The organism is Paraglaciecola sp., assembly GCF_051252315.1.
Taxonomy (GTDB): domain Bacteria; phylum Pseudomonadota; class Gammaproteobacteria; order Enterobacterales; family Alteromonadaceae; genus Paraglaciecola.
On record NZ_JBPOFP010000015.1, the window covers coordinates 21,406 to 41,233 of the forward strand.

At 39.9% G+C, this 19,828-nt stretch carries 13 protein-coding genes; 9 read left to right on the forward strand and 4 right to left on the reverse strand.

The annotated features are described in order from the left end of the window. Nucleotides 1-120: 120 nt before the first annotated feature. From ACSHXM_RS04770 to ACSHXM_RS04810, 9 genes are all read left to right on the forward strand, one after another. Complete coding sequence (locus tag ACSHXM_RS04770) at nucleotides 121-876, forward strand: GntR family transcriptional regulator (protein ID WP_435687591.1); 756 nt, start codon at nucleotides 121-123, stop codon at nucleotides 874-876. 105 nt (nucleotides 877-981) lie between these two features. Beyond that, nucleotides 982-3,657 (forward strand): pyruvate dehydrogenase (acetyl-transferring), homodimeric type, encoded by a 2,676-nt coding sequence (gene aceE / locus ACSHXM_RS04775; protein WP_435687592.1) that lies wholly within the window; start codon nucleotides 982-984, stop codon nucleotides 3,655-3,657. A 26-nt stretch (nucleotides 3,658-3,683) separates the two neighbouring features. Then, entirely contained in the window at nucleotides 3,684-5,648 is a 1,965-nt protein-coding gene (gene aceF / locus ACSHXM_RS04780; RefSeq protein WP_435687593.1) for a pyruvate dehydrogenase complex dihydrolipoyllysine-residue acetyltransferase, read from the forward strand. Between the two features lie 125 nt (nucleotides 5,649-5,773). Continuing rightward, entirely contained in the window at nucleotides 5,774-7,204 is a 1,431-nt protein-coding gene (lpdA, locus tag ACSHXM_RS04785; protein WP_435687594.1) for a dihydrolipoyl dehydrogenase, read from the forward strand. A 290-nt stretch (nucleotides 7,205-7,494) separates the two neighbouring features. Then, on the forward strand, nucleotides 7,495-9,555 hold the full coding sequence (locus ACSHXM_RS04790; RefSeq protein WP_435687595.1) for a M13 family metallopeptidase: 2,061 nt from the start codon (nucleotides 7,495-7,497) through the stop codon (nucleotides 9,553-9,555). 101 nt (nucleotides 9,556-9,656) lie between these two features. Continuing rightward, on the forward strand, nucleotides 9,657-9,902 hold the full coding sequence (locus ACSHXM_RS04795; RefSeq protein WP_435687596.1) for a DUF1289 domain-containing protein: 246 nt from the start codon (nucleotides 9,657-9,659) through the stop codon (nucleotides 9,900-9,902). Nucleotides 9,903-9,982: 80 nt separating this feature from the next. Next, a complete protein-coding gene (locus ACSHXM_RS04800) occupies nucleotides 9,983-10,828 on the forward strand; it encodes an HDOD domain-containing protein (protein ID WP_435687597.1) in 846 nt (281 codons plus the stop codon). A 134-nt stretch (nucleotides 10,829-10,962) separates the two neighbouring features. Continuing rightward, nucleotides 10,963-11,685 carry a DUF481 domain-containing protein gene (locus tag ACSHXM_RS04805; RefSeq protein WP_435687598.1) on the forward strand — a complete coding sequence of 241 codons (723 nt, stop codon included), beginning with the start codon at nucleotides 10,963-10,965 and terminating at the stop codon, nucleotides 11,683-11,685. Nucleotides 11,686-11,891: 206 nt separating this feature from the next. Continuing rightward, nucleotides 11,892-12,614, forward strand: a complete 723-nt coding sequence (locus ACSHXM_RS04810) for a DUF481 domain-containing protein (protein ID WP_435687599.1) — start codon at nucleotides 11,892-11,894, stop codon at nucleotides 12,612-12,614. Between the two features lie 50 nt (nucleotides 12,615-12,664). Here ACSHXM_RS04810 and ACSHXM_RS04815 read toward each other — a convergent pair whose 3' ends face one another. From ACSHXM_RS04815 to ACSHXM_RS04830, 4 genes are all read right to left on the reverse strand, one after another. Next, nucleotides 12,665-13,885 (reverse strand): hypothetical protein, encoded by a 1,221-nt coding sequence (locus ACSHXM_RS04815; RefSeq protein ID WP_435687600.1) that lies wholly within the window; start codon nucleotides 13,883-13,885, stop codon nucleotides 12,665-12,667. 158 nt (nucleotides 13,886-14,043) lie between these two features. Further along, nucleotides 14,044-14,688, reverse strand: a complete 645-nt coding sequence (locus tag ACSHXM_RS04820) for a methylamine utilization protein (RefSeq protein WP_435687601.1) — start codon at nucleotides 14,686-14,688, stop codon at nucleotides 14,044-14,046. Nucleotides 14,689-14,797: 109 nt separating this feature from the next. Further along, nucleotides 14,798-18,355, reverse strand: a complete 3,558-nt coding sequence (locus ACSHXM_RS04825) for a FimV/HubP family polar landmark protein (protein ID WP_435687602.1) — start codon at nucleotides 18,353-18,355, stop codon at nucleotides 14,798-14,800. Nucleotides 18,356-18,765: 410 nt separating this feature from the next. Beyond that, nucleotides 18,766-19,782: an aspartate-semialdehyde dehydrogenase gene (locus tag ACSHXM_RS04830; RefSeq protein ID WP_435687603.1), complete on the reverse strand. Its 1,017-nt coding sequence runs from the start codon at nucleotides 19,780-19,782 to the stop codon at nucleotides 18,766-18,768. Nucleotides 19,783-19,828: the final 46 nt, after the last annotated feature.

Genomic DNA, 19,828 nt, shown 5'->3' on the forward strand with positions numbered 1-19,828 from the left:
GCGCCGTTACCTTTCAAATTTTTATTTACCCCAGCAAGAATGTCTACTAAGCTATCGGGCTAAATGGTCTTACCAATTTACCAAGCTTATATTAAAGGTTTGGTGTGACGGAAATATTAAATGCGCCGAGTGCAATCACGAAAAATATCTGATGACATTATGGAACAGTTAGAGTCCATGATGCTTGATGGTCGATTAGCAGCCGGGCAAAAGCTACCTCCGGAGCGTGCATTAACGGAACAATTTGAAGTGTCTCGCCCTTCCGTCAGAGAGGCTATTCAAAAGTTAGAAGCGAAAGGTTTAGTCATTCGTAAACAAGGGGGTGGCACATTTGTTTGTGATAACCGATTAGGCGGATTATCCGACCCTTTATTTGACTTGATGTCAAAAAACCCTAATTGCCAATTTGACCTATTGGAATTTCGTTTAGGAGTTGAAGGCATGGCGGCTTATTACGCCGCGATGCGTGGAACACCCAATGACTTAAAACAAGTGCAATCAAAATTTGATGCCATTAGTTCAGCTCAAATTGAAAATAACTTTAGAGTAGAAGCAGAAGCAGTATTTGAGTTTTTAATCTCAATTTGTGTTGCCTCTCGAAATACCGTGATTTTACATGTGGTTAGAAGCATGGGCAGTTTAATCACAGATAACCTTGAACAAAATATATCCATACTGGCGAAAAGCCCGGATATGTTTGAAAAAATGCGAGATTATCGTAAGAAACTATTATCAGCAATTTTAGGTGGAAAGCCACAAAAAGCGTGGAGCGAAAGCCATACGCACCTAACATTTGTTGAAAATGAATTAATGTTGCAAACACAAGAACGTAGTTCTATTCAACGTTCAGTAGGTCGAATGCAACGGTATACCTAAACGTTTATTTACGTATAGGTATATGTGAAAAACACTATGACTAGCGGTAAATTTAGTCATTTAATTATTTTTTTACACTACAACAATGGAGACTAAGTAAACATTATGTCTGAGCTCCCTAACATCGATTTAGATTCAGCCGAAACGCAAGAATGGTTAGAATCTTTGGAAGCAGTTTTGGAAAACGAAGGTCCAGAGCGTGCGCATTTCCTTTTAGAGAAGTTAATAGATCAAGCTCGTCGTAGCGGTACTCACCTACCCTTTGACGCGAAAACAGCTTATGTGAATACTATTCCCCCCTCGCAAGAGCCTAAAATGCCAGGTGATCAAACGATAGAAGCACGCATCCGAGCTGCTATTCGTTGGAACGCTTTAATGATTGTATTACGTGCCTCTAAGAAAGATTTAGAGCTAGGTGGTCATATCGGTAGTTTTGCTTCATCGGCCATGTTGTACGATGTAGGTTTCAACCACTTCTTTAAAGCACCTAATGCTCAGCAAGGCGGTGACTTTATTTTCTCTCAGGGCCACATATCTCCAGGTATCTATGCCCGCTCTTTTGTTGAAGGTAATTTAACAGAAGACCAGTTGAATAATTTCCGTCAAGAATGTGATGGTAACGGATTGTCATCATACCCTCACCCTCACTTGATGAAAGATTACTGGCAGTTCCCGACAGTTTCTATGGGACTAGGTCCATTACAGGCTATTTATACTGCCCGTTTCTTAAAATACTTAACAGACCGCGGTATTAAAGATTGTTCAGGCCAGCGCGTTTATTGTTACTTAGGTGATGGTGAAACGGATGAGCCAGAATCATTAGGTGCAATTGGTTTAGCGTCTCGTGAAGGTTTAGATAACTTATGTTTCGTAATCAACTGTAACTTACAACGTCTTGATGGCCCGGTACGTGGTAACGGTAAAATCATCCAAGAACTTGAAGGCACATTCCGCGGCGCGGGCTGGGAAGTATGTAAAGTTATTTGGGGTAGTTACTGGGATGCACTTATTGCTCGTGATACCTCAGGTAAGTTATTACAACTAATGAGCGAAACAGTAGACGGTGAATACCAAAACTGTAAAGCAAAAGGTGGCAAGTACACCCGTGAGAATTTCTTTAACAAATATCCTGAAACAGCGGCACTAGTAGCTAACATGTCTGATGAAGACATCTACCGCTTAAACCGTGGTGGTCATGATCCAGTTAAAGTATTTGCAGCATACCAAAAAGCCATGGACACTAAAGGTCGTCCAACGGTTATTCTAGCGAAAACTGTTAAAGGATTTGGTTTAGGTGCGTCTGGTGAAGCATTAAACATCGCTCACAACGTGAAAAAAATGGACGTAGATTCGATCAAACAGTTCCGCGACCGTTTTAATATTCCTGTTGCTGACGAAACCATTGCTGATTTACCTTACTTCAAATTCGACGAAGATAGTGTTGAATATAAGTACATGAAAGAGCGCCGTGAATCATTAGGTGGTTCATTACCGCAAAGACGTGAACAAGCTGAAGAGAAGCTTGAAATGCCTGAACTTTCAGTATTTGATGCAATATTAAAAGGTTCTGGTGAACGTGAAGTGTCTTCCACAATGACATTTGTACGTGTACTAAACAGCTTACTAAAAGATAAAAAAATTGGTAAACGTATCGTGCCTATCATTCCAGATGAAGCACGTACTTTCGGTATGGAAGGTTTATTCCGTCAAGTAGGTATTTACGCAAACGAAGGGCAAAAATATGTGCCTCAAGATGCTGACCAAGTTGCTTACTACCGTGAAGATAAAAAAGGCCAGGTATTACAAGAAGGTATTAATGAGCTAGGTGCAATGGCATCTTGGGTTGCTTCAGGTACGTCTTATTCAACTTGTAATGCTACGACTATTCCTTTCTATATTTACTACTCTATGTTTGGTTTCCAACGTGTAGGTGATTTAGCATGGGCTGCTGGCGATAGCCAAGCACGTGGTTTCTTACTAGGTGCCACAGCCGGACGTACAACATTGAATGGTGAAGGTTTACAACACCAAGATGGTCATTCACATGTGCAAGCTAACTTAATTCCAAATTGTGTCACTTATGACCCAACTTATGGATACGAAGTAGCAGTAATCGTGCAAGACGGTTTACGTCGTATGTATGGTGAAAACGAAAATGTTTTCTACTACCTAACATTAATGAACGAAAACTATCAACATCCAGCTATGCCGGAAGGTGACGACGTTGCTGCAGATATTATTAAAGGTATCTACAAACTAGAACGCGTTGAAGCCAAAAAAGCTAAGTCTAATGTTCAATTAATGGGCTCAGGTACTATCTTAAATGAAGTACGTAAAGCTGCGCAGATTTTGAGCGAAGATTACAATGTATCATCTGATGTTTATTCAGTTACTTCATTCAATGAATTGGCTCGTGAAGGTCAAGAAGTGATCCGTTGGAACATGTTAAACCCTGAAGCTAAGTCTAAGAAAGCACACATTAGTAATGTTATTACTAAAGACGCAGGACCCGCGATTGCGGCAACTGATTACGTGAAAGGTTATTCAGACCAAGTGCGCGCTTTCATTGAAACCGATTATCGCTGTTTAGGTACAGATGGTTTTGGACGCAGTGACAGCCGAGCAAACTTACGTACTCACTTTGAAGTGAATGCATCATATGTTGTGGTTGCCTCTTTATACGAGCTAGCAAATCGTGGCGAAATCGAGAAGAGTGTTGTAACCGAAGCGATTAAACGCTTTAACATCAATACAGATAAACTTAATCCACTTTACGCGTAATAGTGGCTAGATAAGGAATCTTATACATGTCTGATATTCAAAAAGTTCTCGTTCCTGACGTAGGTGGCGAAGAAGTTGAAGTCATTGAAATTTGTGTTGCCGTAGGTGACACACTCGAAGCTGACGAAGGAATTGTCACCGTAGAAACGGATAAAGCATCAATGGATATACCTGCCCCTTTTGCAGGCGAGCTAGCTAGTCTTTCTGTTGCTGTAGGCGACAAAATAAAAGAAGGCGATGCTATTGGTGAAATCAAGGCAGCTGGAGCATCAACCCCAGCAGCCGAAGAAGCACCTATTGCTCCAGTAGCAGAAGCACCGGCTCCAGCTGTTGAAGCTGCTCCTGTTGCAGCACCTGCTGCTAGTGGCGCGAGTGAAATAGTAGAAGTTGCTGTGCCTGATATTGGTGAAGACGGCGAAGTCGATGTCATAGACGTATTAGTTGCTGTAGGTGATGTGATTGAACAAGAAGACGGTTTGATCACACTAGAAACCGACAAAGCCACTATGGATGTGCCGTCAACTCACGCTGGTACTGTAACCGAAGTTTACATCTCTAATGGTGACAAGGTTAAACAAGGCACTTTAGTTATAAAGCTAGAAACAGCTGGCGGCTCGGCCCCTGCTGTCGAATCAGCACCAAGTGAAGCTGCGCCTAGCGCCGCAGCTCCAACTGAGAGTCCAAGTTCAGCGCCTGCCGCAAGCGAAGTGATTGACGTAGCCGTGCCTGATATTGGCGAAGATGGCGAAGTAGATGTCATTGATGTTTTAGTATCGATTGGTGATGTAATTGATCAAGAAGATGGTCTAATCACTTTAGAAACTGATAAAGCGACCATGGATGTGCCTTCTACTCATGCCGGTACTGTTAAAGAAGTCTTTATTGCAACGGGCGACAAAGTTAAACAAGGAACTGTGGTAATTAAACTTGAAACCAAAGGTTCAAGTTCTGCTCCTGCAGCGCCAGCACCTGCTCCAGCAGCACCTGTTGCAGAAAAACCTGCACCAGCTCCAGCCGCTCCTAAAGCAGCACCCGTTCCACCAAGTGATTTTAAAGCATCAGGTCCAATTTATACCTCTCCGGCAATTCGTCGTTTAGGTACTGAATTTGGTGTTGATTTATCTTTGGTTAAAGGTACTGGCCGTAAAGGACGTATTCTAAAAGAAGACGTACAAGCATATGTGAAAGCTGCATTAGCTGCGCCTAAAGCGGCAGCTGGTGGGAATGCAATCGTTGGTGACAACGTGTTACAAATACAGCCAGTTAAACCAGTTGATCATAGTAAGTTTGGTGAAATTGAAGAAAAACCATTGGGTCGTATTCAAAAGATCTCAGGTCCGTTCTTACACCGTAACTGGGCAACTATCCCACACGTTACACAGTTCGACGAAGCCGACATCACAGAATGTGAAGCCTTCCGTAAAGAACAAAATGCTTATCATGCTAAAAAACAAACTGGCTTAAAAATAACGCCACTTGTATTTGTAATGAAAGCAGCGGCTCGCGCGTTAGAGAAGTTCCCTAATATGAACTCGTCACTATCTGAAGATGGCGCAAGTTTAATCCTTAAAAAGTACATCAATATCGGGATTGCGGTTGCCACTCCAGGCGGCTTAGTTGTTCCAGTGATTAAAGATGTGAACAAAAAAGGCATTGAAGAACTTTCTGAAGAGCTAATCGTTATCTCTAAAAAAGCCCGTGACGGAAAGTTAAAAGCTGCTGACATGCAAGGCGGAACATTTACTATTTCTAGCTTAGGTGGAATTGGCGGTACAGCCTTTACCCCAATCGTTAATGCGCCAGAAGTAGGTATTTTAGGTGTCTCTAAATCAGATATGAAACCTAAGTGGAACGGAAAAGAATTCGAACCACGCTTGATGGTGCCGTTAAGTTTATCTTACGACCATAGAGTAATTGATGGTGCTGAAGGTGCAGCTTTCTCAACTGAGCTAGCTAACAACCTCACTGATTTACGTAGATTAGTACTTTAATCAGGTACAACCAATAAATTTGGGAATACTTAAGTATTCCCCTTTTTATTCAAATAATTAAAGAATATATTTACTGTCCGTGATCAATAAGATGGGCAGTTACCAATAGGAAATTTGAGGTTCATATGAGCGATATCAAAACACAAGTAGTGGTATTAGGTGCAGGCCCTGGTGGTTATTCAGCAGCGTTCCGTGCAGCAGATTTAGGTTTAGACGTAGTATTAGTAGAAAGCCGCGAAACACTAGGTGGTGTATGCTTAAACGTAGGTTGTATTCCATCTAAAGCATTATTACACGTAGCTAAAGTGATTGATGATGCAGAAGCTATGGCATCACATGGTGTAACTTTTGGTAAGCCAGAAATCGACCTAGACAAAATTCGTGGTTGGAAAGAAAGTGTTATTGGCCAACTAACCGGTGGTTTAGGCGGCATGTCTAAAGCGCGTAAAGTAACAACTGTATATGGCTTTGGTAAGTTTACTTCTGACAAAACCATTGTTGTTGCTGGTAATGACGGAAAAGAAACGACTATCACCTTTGATAACGCCATCATTGCGGCTGGTTCTTCAGTGATTGATTTGCCTTTTATTCCAAATGATGACCCTCGCGTTATTGATTCAACAGGTGCTTTAGAGCTTAAAGATGTACCTGAAGAAATGTTAGTTTTGGGTGGTGGAATCATCGGCCTAGAAATGGGTACCGTATACAATGCATTAGGCTCTAACGTTTCAGTTGTAGAATTTGCTGACCAGTTAGTTCCTGCAGCAGATAAAGACATCGTTAAAATTTACACGAACTACAACAAAGAAAAATTCAACATTATGTTGTCTACTAAAGTGGTTGCTGTAGACGCGAAAGATGACGGCTTATACGTCACTTTTGAAGGCAAAAACGCCCCCGCAGAACAAGTTCGTTACGACAAGATCTTAGTAGCCGTTGGTCGTAAGCCAAATGGTGCATTAATCGACGCTGACAAAGCTGGCGTAAATGTAGACGAACGTGGCTTCATCAACGTGACAAACGAATTACGTACTAACGTAAACCACATCTTTGCCATTGGTGATGTTGTAGGCCAGCCTATGCTTGCTCACAAAGCTGTACACGAAGCACATTGCGCGGCTGAAGTGATTTCTGGTAAGAAACATGTATTCGACCCACGTTGTATTCCTTCAATCGCATATACCGATCCAGAAATGGCTTGGGTAGGTGTAACCGAGCGTGAAGCAAAAGAGCAAGGTTTAAAAATTGAAGTAGCTAACTTCCCTTGGGCTGCATCAGGACGCGCAATTGCATCTGCACGTACCGAAGGTAAAACCAAAATGATTTTCGACAAAGAAACAGGTCGAGTTTTAGGTGGCGCCATAGTGGGTATTAATGCCGGTGAAATGTTAGGTGAAGTATGCCTTGCAGTAGAAATGGGCGCTGACGCTGAAGATGTTGGATTAACGATTCACGCTCACCCAACCCTTAACGAATCAATCGGCCTAGCAGCTGAGATTTTCGAAGGTTCAATTACCGATTTACCTAACGCAAAAGCCGTTAAGAAAAAGAAATAAATTTACAGTTTATTGATATCTAAAGGACCGAAAGGTCCTTTTTTATGTGCATCATAAAAACACTTACATGAAGCGTTCAATGCTTCAATAACCAACTCCTTTCTTACAAAATGAAACAAAGTGTATTTTGCAGTTAACCTGACCAAACGGTACACTTTCGCCCTTGCGACAAAAAAAGCTCCAAAAAAAGAGGGCTATGTCGAAGCTCTAAAAATAAATAAAAGGTGAATCAGACAACAAGGCAATTACGCGATTGTTGTCGTTGAATTGCACCCATTGAAGGCAGGAAAATGAATAAAAGAAGTTTAATTGCGTTAGGCGTAAGCCTAGCCATGGGCCTGAGTGCCTGTACCCCAAGTAACAAATCAGAAATAGAAATCAAACAACAAACACCGGTTGAGTTGTCATCAGGCATTGATTTAACCGCAATAGACAAAGAAGTTCGCCCTCAAGACGACTTATTTCTTCATGTAAATGGTGCTTGGTTAAATGCGACGGAAATTCCTGCGGATAAGTCAGGATACGGTGTGTTTAACTTACTTTACGATGACACCCAAGAAAACCTTAAAACATTAATTCAAGAAGCCGCAAGCACCAAAGCAGATTTAGGTAGTAACACCCAAAAATTAGGTGATATGTATAATAGCTACATGAATATTGAATTAGCCAATAGTAAAGGGTTAAGTCCTCTGCAAGCTCAATTAGACAGCATAGCAAACATCAATACTATGCAAGAAGTCTCGCAAAAACTTGGTGAACTTTATGTATTAGGAGTAAGTGGCCCATTTAATTTTTACGTTTCTCCCGATGCAAAAGATCCAGAAGTGGTCACCATGTATTTATATCAAAGTGGACTGACATTACCTGATAGAGATTACTATTCAAAAGAAGAAGAAAAGTTCGTCAATTTTCGCGCAGCAACCGAAAAGTATATGGCAGATATTTTGGCTATGACAGAACATAGTGCACCTCAAAAAGCCGCCACTGACTTGATGAGTTTAGAAAGACATATAGCTCAACTGCATATTTCACGTGTTGAAAGCAGAGATGCAGAAAAAAATTACAATAAAAAAGCTGTTGAGGAATTAGATTCACTTTTAGGAAAGTTTGATTGGCGAGCTTATGCAAAGGCAAGCCATGTGGGCCAAGCTAAAGACTTGATTGTTAGAAACTTACCCTACTTTGAAAAGATGTCTGAGTTGTTCGAAAATCATGACCTACAGACTTGGAAAGATTATTTAAGCTTTAATTTAGTCGATACTTACGCAACCAAATTAAACCAAGAATTAGTTGATTTACATTTTGACTTTCACTCAACCACTTTAAAAGGCATTCCAGAACAAAGAGACCGCTGGAAAAAAGCGGTGTCTTCTACTAGTTCAATATTAGGAGAAGTATTAGGTCAACAGTATGTGGAACGTCATTTCACCCCTGAAGCAAAATCCAAGATGGATGCGTTAGTTGCTAACCTAACCAAAGCCTATGGCCAAAGTATTAAAGAATTAGACTGGATGACAGAAGATACCAAACAGGCCGCGCTAGAAAAGCTGTCTCTGTTTACCCCCAAAATTGGTTACCCAGAAAAATGGCGAGATTATTCAGATCTCACCATTACACCAGATGATTTAGTGGGTAACTATTTTAGTTACCATCAATTTGATCATATGCAGGATGTGGAAAAAATAGGTAAATCCGTTGATAAAACAGAATGGGGCATGACACCACAAACAATCAATGCGTATTTCAGTCCAGTTAGAAATGAAATTGTGTTCCCTGCTGGCATTTTGCAATACCCTTTCTTTAATATGGAAGCAGACGATGCCGCTAACTATGGGGCAATAGGTGCTGTCATTGGTCATGAAATCGGACATGGGTTTGATGACCAAGGTGCTAAATATGATGGCCATGGTAACTTACGCAGTTGGTGGACAGACAAAGATAGAGCTTCATTTGAGGTATTAGGTAAAAAACTTGTTGCCCAATTTAACGAATTTGAACCGATTGAGGGGCAAAAAGTAAACGGCGAGCTCACTTTAGGTGAAAACATTGGGGATTTAGCCGGTGTCACTATCGGTTATAAAGCCTATAAAATGTCTTTAGATGGAAAAGAAGCTCCTATTATAGATGGCTTAACAGGCGCACAACGTTTCTTTATGGGTTACGCTCAAGTATGGCGCAGTAAAGTTAGAGAAGACACCTTACGCGCTAGATTATTGAGTGACCCTCATTCTCCTGGAGAAAACCGTGTTAATGGCATAGTTCCGAACGTTGATGCCTTTTATGAAGCCTTTGACGTTAAAGAAGGAGATGCTATGTACTTAAAACCAGAAGACCGAGTTAAAATTTGGTAACACCTACAAATTAAGTATTTCTTATTGAAGGCCGCTAATTGCGGCCTTTTTTGTATTATAATGAAAGTATTAACGTTCACCTTCGCTCTTTGGGATAGATATTGAAGCAGATAGAGTTTTTTGAAATAAAAAGCCCTTGTATTGGCGTATGTGAGGCAGGACCAAAAGGTTATTGCATAGGCTGCTATCGCTCCAGAGAAGAAAGAATGCATTGGTTGAAGTTAGAACAAGACGTTCAAAGTAAAATAATAAAAGCCTGTGGTTTAAGAAAAAAACGCGCCAACCAACCAAAACGTCCCAAATCAAAGGAAAATTCAGTCACCCCTCAAATTGATATATTCAAATGATTGAAGAAATGTATTGATTTGATGTATTTACTCGCTCAGATGTTTATACTCAATTCAAGTTCGTGGATAACAATTAGCCTATGTCTTCAATTAACCCTATGGAAATCGCTAGAGCAGCTAGCCAATCATTTGCATTACCCGACGTATGTACGCGTATTCGAGGGATGCTTGATGACAACACTTCAAATTTAGACGATATTGGTAATCTTATCGCCCTAGACCCTGCCTTAGCGTCAAAATTATTAAAATTAGCAAATAGCCCGCTTTTTAGGTTCGAATCTCAAATCGATTCTCTAGGCAAAGCCATCAATATTATTGGTGGAGAAGCCCTATATAATCTAGTGATGGTTGAAACGGCCAGCTCTGCATTTGAACACTTCAGTAGCAATGTAATAAATTTGAAGCGCTTTTGGTTGCAAAGTATTTATTCCGCATTAGTAGCTAAACATATCGCTAAAATTGTCAGAATTAGAGGAAGCGAACGCTTTTTTCTATTAGGCTTATTACATAACTTAGGTGAGTTACTGGTTGCATTACAATCACCTAATCTTGCAATTGAATGCAGCAAATACAGTAAAGAAGTGTCTCCATGGAAACTTCAACAACAAGTTTTAGGCTTCCACTACGCTACTTGTAGTGCAAACTTGTTAGAGTATTGGAAATTGCCAGCTCAGTTATACCTACCTGTACAAAGCGCACATGATGAAAATAAAGCCTTACAAAACAAAGAAGCCGCTGTGGTGTATTTTGCAGTTCGTGCTGGTTTAGCCTTGTCCAATGATGAATTATATTCTGTCAGCGAACTCGTATCTCCGAAAGTCGTTCAAAGCCTAAATTTAAGTGAAGAAGACATTCAAGATGCAATTAAGTATGCATTTATGGAAGCCGAAGGGGTATTAGGTGTGATGGGCCCAAAGTTTAAATAAAAATCTACATCTTTATAAAAACCAGTTACAATTGACGGAATTTTTGCCAACTACCCCATTTTTACCTCATGAAAAAAGTTCTATTCATCATAAGTTTGTGTCTACCGCTTGGTGTTAATGCGAAACCCAACTTTATGCGTTCTTTGTATATGGCCGACAAACCGAATTACAAAGCTGATGAAGAACTTTCAATGGTCGGTGAGTTTGGTTTTATCTTTGCGAATGGCAATACTAATGCATCGACTTTAAAAGCCCGTTTTAATGCCAGCCAAGAATTAAAAGATTGGGAATACCAAATAACAGGTGACACCTTTTACAAACAAAGCAAAAAAACTGTCAATGGCGAATCAGTTAAAGCCACCTCAGCACAAAAGTTATTTATTTCAACCCAAGCCGACTACAAATTATTAGACCCTAACAATCGAATTTTTGTGTATGCAGAATATGAGAAGAAACGTTTTAGTGGATTTCGTTATCAAGCCGCATTAGCCACAGGTTGGTCTTCTCGACTTTGGCGTAACAATCAAAGCGAATTAAAATATAGCGTAGGCCCAGGTTACGCGTTGGCAGAAGTGGAAGAAAATAGCAAGAAACAAGAATATAGAGGCCTGATTGTGCGGGCTGCAATGGAATATAAACGTAAATTTTCTAAACACGCCACCTTCAGACAATTTTTAAGTACCGAGGCCGATCCTGATTTTACTAAAACTCGATCTGAAACAACTTTATCGACAAAGTTGAATGGTGCCTTGGGCATGAAACTAAGTTTTATCATGAATCACGATACGGGGGTCGCCCAAGGACGTGAGGAATTGGATACACAAACTGCAGTCACTTTGGTGTATCAATTTTTTTAGAAAACTAGGTGTTCACTAATCATCACTCCAGAATAACGATTTCGATTCGCCGAGATTAACTCATACATTTACTTATGTTGTTTTAAATAAAATTCAATATTCATTATTAATTTAATGAGAAAAAATTCAATATTTTAGGTAAACTGCGCGCAATTTATTTTAGAACTAAAGGTTAATTAATTTAGCCAATGTACGAGAGAATTAACATGCAAAAATCTTTAATTTTATTAAGTTTATTAGCTGCTACTCAAGCAGTTGCCGCCGATAAAGAAAAACCATTTTCAATGGACGGTGAATTTGGTTTTATTTCGACTTCAGGTAATACAGACACCACCTCAATTAAAGGTAAGTTGTCTGCTCATCAAGAACTTGAAATGTGGAGCAACGACTACAAAGTAGAAGCTCTTTATAAAAAAGACGAAGTCAATGAAGAGTCAACAACTACAGCTCAAAAATACTTTTTGTCCGGTCAAGGTAACTATAAGTTAACCAACCCAGACCATCGTATATTTGGTTTCGTATCTTACGAAGATGACAGGTTTAGCAGTTTTGATTACCAATCTACCATTGCGGCAGGTTGGTCTCAGAAAGTTTGGCAAGACGATAACAGTAAATTTAATTACAGTATTGGTCCGGGTTATTCATTCGCTAAACGTCAAACCGGTGAAAGTGAAAACGGTGCAATAATTAGGGCTTCGTTAGGATATCAACTAAAAATATCTGATAATGCTCAATTCAAACAATTAGTCAGTACTGAAGTAGGTAGTGACAATACAAAATCAAAATCATCTTCATCTATCTCAGCTAAGATAAGTGAAGGCTTTTCACTTAAAGTGTCTCTGGTATTAGATCACAACTCTGACGTTCCAGATGGAAAAGAAAACTTAGATACACAAACTGCTGTAACCTTAGTGTATACATTTTTCTAAACTCGAAAAATTCATGTTCATCGCTAACAGGTCACCTGTTAGCGATTCTTTTAGTTTTCCCAAGAATATTGAACTACCAACATGCTTTGTTGCTGATTTATTTTAGCTCTTTGGTCAAGTGATACTCTATTTTCAGCAGTATTACGATTTATATGATGTTCAATACCCAATTGCCAATTGTTATTAAGCGTATATCGCCAAGCAAATGTTAACGCTTTTCCGTGACTGCTATTAAGATCCCATGGTATTAGGTCATCTTCTTTCACTTCAAAATTATCATATCGCACGGTCATTCGATGTTGCTTTGTATTATGACTTAACAGCAAATACCAAGCATCATAATCAACATAAACGGAACGTTCACCCATAGTTGTTGACCCTGTAAGCCATTGACTAATCAGTCGCGTATTTTTCGAAAACCTGTGTTGTAGGGCAAATGAATGAAACTTAGTACGCCATGCATATAAGCGCGGTTCATTTAAGGCCAGAGGGTCGGCTTGATTATCGTAAAAATAATAACGAAACCGCGTTTTTTGATAATAATCTATATGTGTTCCGAGGTAATAACCGACATGGCCGTCAAATTCATGAAAAGGTTCTACGTAATCAGGATGAAATATCCTGTCTTGATCAACGACACTCGGATATCGGGCAAAAGGCACACTGTCGTTATTCAAACTTTGTCTGTCGTGTAAAGCAAAACCGCGCCAACTGAGTAACGTACCCAGTGGGTCATTCCCCTTAAATGCTGCACCTCTAAATTCCCAAGAGAATGCACTTCTTCTTGACCTGCCAGGGCTATACAAGGTCAATTCAACTGCAGGCGTTCTGAGCTCTTCTCCAAGCCAACTATTTATTGCCGATTGAGTGTAGGTATAAGGTGATAACCATCCCAAATCTACATTTTCTAAGGACATTTTAGGATAAAAGAATCCAGCTCTTGCACGCCACCTTAAAACACTATTTGATAAAGGTTTGTAGTTAATTTGAGCTTGAGTGAGCCCCAAATTTTGTTCACCTTTTTGATAAACGTTACCCACGATCTGGTAACTTATACCACTAGCATATGAGTCAGAAACTTGAAAAACACCTTGCTGTAAATTAATACCATTATTTGAGTAAGCTAGGATACCTGTGCCATGCTCAAACCAAGAAGTATGATCGTCGGCAAACACATAGTTAACTTGTACTACACCTTTTACTTCAACCCCATTGGCTTGAAAAAACATATTAGATAGCAATAAAATGACACTAACAAACGCCTGTTTCATTGGTTATTAATCTACTTATTTATCTTGATTAAAATGATGATACCACTCATTAAAAAACTGGGCAGGCATGGCTTTCGTTAACCCTCCAGTACCTTGATACAAGTATACTCTTAGGTAATGCCTAACTATTCTTAAAGTGGCGCTTATTCTTTTGCCTATTATTCATAATCAGAAAATTCATCTAACTGTTCATATTGATACAAATTAGGTAATAATTTCTTATTAAGTTTCACGACTAATTGGCCTTTTTTGTTTTTTATCGTCACGTTTTTGCTTAACTTTTCTATATCGTCTTGAATTAATGGACTCCATACCTTTATCACATAATCTCCAACAGGGAGATCCAGTGACACCTTTCCTTCCATATCAGTTTTAGAAAAATAAGGTGTATCGACAATATACACATATCCCAACATCCAGTCGTGAACATTACAACCGAGTTCAACAACTCCTGTTTTTGAAAACAACAAAGGGTCGGCCTGTAAATCTTTATATAACTGTAATTCAAAGGTTTTGGCTGGAGAAAAAGAATATACGTGATGTTTAATCGAATCCGAATTAGGAAACTGAACTAATGTGTTTTTTTGCACCGCTAAAATATGCGGAACAAATTGAGTGTCTATCTGATCCATTATGGCCGTTTTTTTAGCAACCACTGGCGCATTGAGCATTTGAGGCTCTAAATACACCACCACATTTGCCACGCCCTTTCCATAAGAGTCTAGTACTTGAATCGATTGAGGGGCTGACTGTGCCAAAAATGAAAAGGCGAATAAAGGAATACTAAGTAAGTGTTTTAACATTTTAGGTTGTTTATCTCTAGCGGCAAAGGTTGTTATAAATATTCAGTTCTCACTAAAAGAACTAGACAGACAATAACCTAAAAATCGTTCAACCAAGAGCTTTAATATTTTATTCGCTTAATTTTTCTAACACAGTATTCGCAGCTGCCACTTGTTCAGCGCTGCCTTTTTGAATTATTTCGTCCAACAATTCACGGGCTGAGTCTTCTTCACCAATTTCAATATAGGCGTGTGCTAAATCTAATTTAGCGCCGATACCGTCGTCAGCGTCGACGTCTATCATTTGCAAATCATCTTCTTCAGCAACAAAAGGCTCTAAAGGTATGTCTAAATCTAGATCTTGCTCTTCATCAGGCTCTGATGAATTACTTTCATCTAATAAGGCTGCCACATCTAAAAAGTCTTCTTCGTCTACATCGTCTTTGGTGATGTCTTCTTGAGATGATTCATCTAATAAGGCACCAATATCAATATCAGAATCTAGCTCACCTTCAATGTTTTCTTCGTCTAGTTCTTCAACCGTCTCTATGCTATCGAGTAGTTCGTCGAAACTAGCGCCTTCCAGTTCTTCTAAAGCCGCCGAGTCATCATTATTGGTATCGTCGTCTAACCAATCACCAAGGCCTGGTAAATCTGCTAACTCTTCATTTTCACTAGCAGCAGAATCTTCAGACATAGACTCTTCGGTAAATTCCCCTAAAGCTTGTTCTAAGGACAAATCATCAAGATCTGACGATGTGCTCAGATCTTCGTCAACTTTAACCGCTGGTGTATCTTTTTCGTCTGAAGTTAAGAAGTCATCGGCCATTGAACCAAACTCAAGATCATCTAATGAACTAATGGACGTTGATTCGTTGGAGGTCAAATCCTCTAACACTTCATCTAATTCTTCATTTTCAAAGTCTTCAAGGGCTTTTTCTAGTTGATCCTCATCTAAAGCACTGTCACTTGCACTCAAATCTTCAAGTTCGGAAAACACCTCGGACTCAAACTCTAAACCATCATCAACTTCTAGCTCTGCTTCTGGTTCAGGCTCTTCACTTGGCTGAAGCTCTACTTCCGATTCAGCTTCAATCTCTGGTTCAAACTCTTCACTTGGCTGAGGCTCTACCTCTGTTTCAGCTTCAACTTCTGGTTCAGGCTCTTCAACTGGCTGAGGCTCGACTTCCGGTTCAGCTTCAATCTCTGGTTCAGGCTCTTCACTTGGCTGAGACTCTACCTCTGCTTCAGCTTCAAGCTCTGGTTCAGGCTCTTCAACTGGCTGAGGCTCTACTTCTGCTTCAGCTTCAATTTCTGGTTCAGGCTCTTCACTTGGCTGAGGCTCTACTTCCGGTTCAGATTCAGGCTCTGATTCAACTTCAATCTCTGGTTCAGGCTCTTCACTTGGCTTAGGCTCTACCTCTGCTTCAACTTCAATCTCTGGTTCAGGCTCTTCACTTGGCTGAGGCTCTACTTCCGGTTCAGCTTCAAACTCTGATTCAGGCTCTTCACTTGGCTCAGGCTCTACCTCTACTTCAGCTTCAATCTCTGGTTCAGGCTCTTCACTTGGCTGAGGCTCTACTTCCGATTCAGCTTCAACCTCTGGTTCAGGCTCTTCATTTGTCTGAGGCTCTATCTCTGCTTCAGCTTCAATTTCTGCTTCAGGCTCTTCAACTGGATGAGACTCTACCTCTGCTTCAGCTTCTAGCTCTGATTCAGGCTCTTCATTTGGCTGAGGCTCTACCTCTGCTTCAGCTTCAAGCTCTGGTTCAGGCTCTTCACTTGGCTGAGGCTCTACCTCTGCTTCAGCTTCAAGAGCTGGTTCAGGCTCTTCAACTGGCTGAGGCTCTACCTCTGCTTCAGCTTCAAGCTCTGGTTCAGACTCTTCAACTGGCTGAAGCTCTATTTGTGCTTCTTCGTTAGGTTCAGCAAGTTCATCTAATACTTCTGTTAAAAGGTCTTCGTCTACTTCTTCAGCAATCGAATCTAACTCTTGAATACCATGCTGAACATTTTCAGGGGTTGATTCTTCCTCATCTTCTTCGTCCGGCAACATTGCGCGCATTTGCTCAACTTGCTCTAACTCGTCAATCAACGTACCGGTAACATTATCTAATTCTTCGTTTTGTGAGGCTATTTCTTCGTCTAATTTTTGTAGCGCTTCCTCATTTATTTCTTCTGACTCATCTACCAATGGGCTAACTGGTACACTTTCTTCCTGTGGTTCATCTAATAAGTCATCAATACTAATTTCAGGTTGTTCATTTTGATCTAACACTGCTTGTATTTCAGTGTCTTCAGTTAGTTCATCAGCAACCTTGTCTAACGATTCTTCTGTTAAATCATCGTTATCTGACTCGGACGTTTCTGCAACATCTTCAATCAGCATGTCCTCTACATCATCACTAGCTTGAACTTCAGCTAACAAATCTTCGGGATCATCTAATGGACCATCATCTTCAACAGCCGCTAATAAATCTTCTTCTTCATCTTCACCAAATAAGTTATCGAGATCATCCTGTTCAATAACTTCAGCGCCTTCTTCAAACTCTTCTTCGAGTAAATCTTCGCCTAGGTCGTCAAAAATTTCACTCTCTTCATTCTTATCCTCATCATCATCTAAACCTTCACCTAGCTCATCCGACAGGACATCATCCAATAAATCATCATCACCGAACAAATTGTCGTCATCTAACTCATCTTCTAACTCATTAGACAACTCAGCACTTAATGCGTCAGATAAATCATCCATTTCCACTGCATGTTTATCTAGCGGGATATCAGCAATAAGGTCTTCTTCTACAACTTTAGCGGGTGCAGATTTGCGTTTAACGAGCCAAAACGCCAAACCACCTAAAATCATAATGACCGGTAACATGGATAATAAAATTAGGTTTATTGGGTCATTTAACCAGCTAGATTCTTGTTCGACGATCTCTGCGTCTTTAGCGGCTTTATCTAAACGTGCTTGGGCTAATAGTTCTTCAACACTTTTATCAATTTGGCTAACTTTTTCATTACTCTGTACACCTTGATCTCGCATTGCATTGAGGTCGGTATCAACTTTATCTAAACGTTCAAATAACTTTTTGTTTTCGTCTAAAATTGATTGCACACTGCTTATAGATTCGGCAAATTGTTTCCTAATGGCCATAAACTGGCGAGTTTGTGCCTCGTTAATAGCACCTAATCTTTGTTCGATTTGATCTTTTGTTTGCTCAAGATCGGTTCTACTTGCCGCTACCTTTCCGCGGCTTGAGGTTCCTTTGATATTTTTAGCAGAAGAGTTAGAACTGGCAGATGCGGGTTGCCAATTCTGCGCATCGTTTTCAGCCCGTTCAAATGCGTCTTGTTTTTTTATTCTCGCAATGTAACGTTCGGATGGTAATTTAAGAACAGAGCCATCTTTTAAAAGATTTAAATTGTTATTCTCAAACGCATCGGGATTCAATTCCTGGATGGCTACCATAACCTGATAGACAGAAAGAGATTTGTTTTGTCTATAACGTTGAGATATCTGCCATAGGGTATCTGAAGACTCAATTGGTCCGTAGGTGATACCTGAAAACTGCTCGGTTGAGTTTTTAGGTCCTTTTAATTCGACCTGTTCAAAATCAGCGGCATAAACGGCAGTTGAAACAAAAGTCAGTAATATGACTAGTTGTGCCGTTATTTTTCGCAAATTCATAGAGTTCCTTTTTGACCCAAAGGTTTAAATTGTTGCTTTTGGTTAACTATTGGATAACCAACAGAACACTTGGCGGCTTGCTCGACCATAGTTAACTCAAACAAAACTTTTTGTCGTTATAAATTAAACAGTTAATTGTTCTTAAAAATAGTCAATTTAATGACATATTTAATTTATTTACTAGCAATTTAGCAATTCGTATTCCAAGTTTACTGAAACTGGTACTTTTCACCAACTATAAACTAGATACACTGTTTGATCTATAATACATAACACTTTGATTGGAGCTCTAAAATACCGTCAACGTGCAGCTAAAATAATATCAATACTTGTATGTTTAATCGGCAGTAAGAGAAAAATCATTAGAGCCACAATGGGATTGTGGCTCGAGGTGCTTAAATAACTATTTTTTACATGTAGTCGCGAACTAACACTTCAGCAATTTGCACGCTATTTAGCGCTGCGCCTTTACGTACATTGTCAGAAACTACCCACATATTAATGCCATTTGGATGAGAAATATCATTTCTCACGCGGCCAACAAAAACACCGTCTTTACCACTAGCATCGCCAACTTGAGTTGGGAATTCTTCCCTGTCAGCTCTTAATTCAATACCTGGTGCATCTGCCAATAAAGCCTTAACTTCTTCTGCATCAATAGGTGAACGAGTTTCAATATGAATGGCTTCACCATGACCAAAAAATACCGGTACACGTACCGCTGTTGGGTTAACCAAAATAGTTTCGTCACCCATAATTTTTTTAGTTTCCCACACCATTTTCATTTCTTCTTTGGTGTAGTCGTTATCAGTAAACACATCAATTTGCGGGATAACGTTAAAAGCGATTTGACGACTGAAAGATTCAACCTTCACTTCTTTACCGCTTAACAAATCAGCTGTTTGTTTGGCTAATTCGTCCATGGCTTCTTTGCCCGCTCCAGACACACCTTGGTACGTAGAGACATTAATTCGATCAATACCAACAGCATCTTGAATCGGTTTTAACGCGACCATCATTTGGATAGTTGAACAGTTTGGATTAGCGATAATATTACGATTACGAAAATCAGCTAAAGCGTGAGGGTTCACTTCTGGCACCACTAAAGGAATATCAGGTTCGTAACGGTAATGAGAGGTGTTATCGATGACAACACATCCAGCTTCAGCGGCAATAGGAGCAAATTTTTCAGAAACACTGCCACCAGCAGAAAAGAAACCAATTTGAACCTGACTCCAATCAAACTCATCAGCATTTAAAACTGTAACTTCTTCTCCCTTGAAGGTCACCTTACCACCTGCAGATCGTGCGCTCGCTAATGGATAAAGTTTGTTGACCGGAAATCCTCTTTGTTCAAGAATTTCGATCATATGTTGTCCTACTAATCCAGTAGCGCCCAACACTGCGACATCAAAGGCCCGAGACATGTTTACATTACTCCTAAAATTTAAATTAAATAATTATATTGGTAGT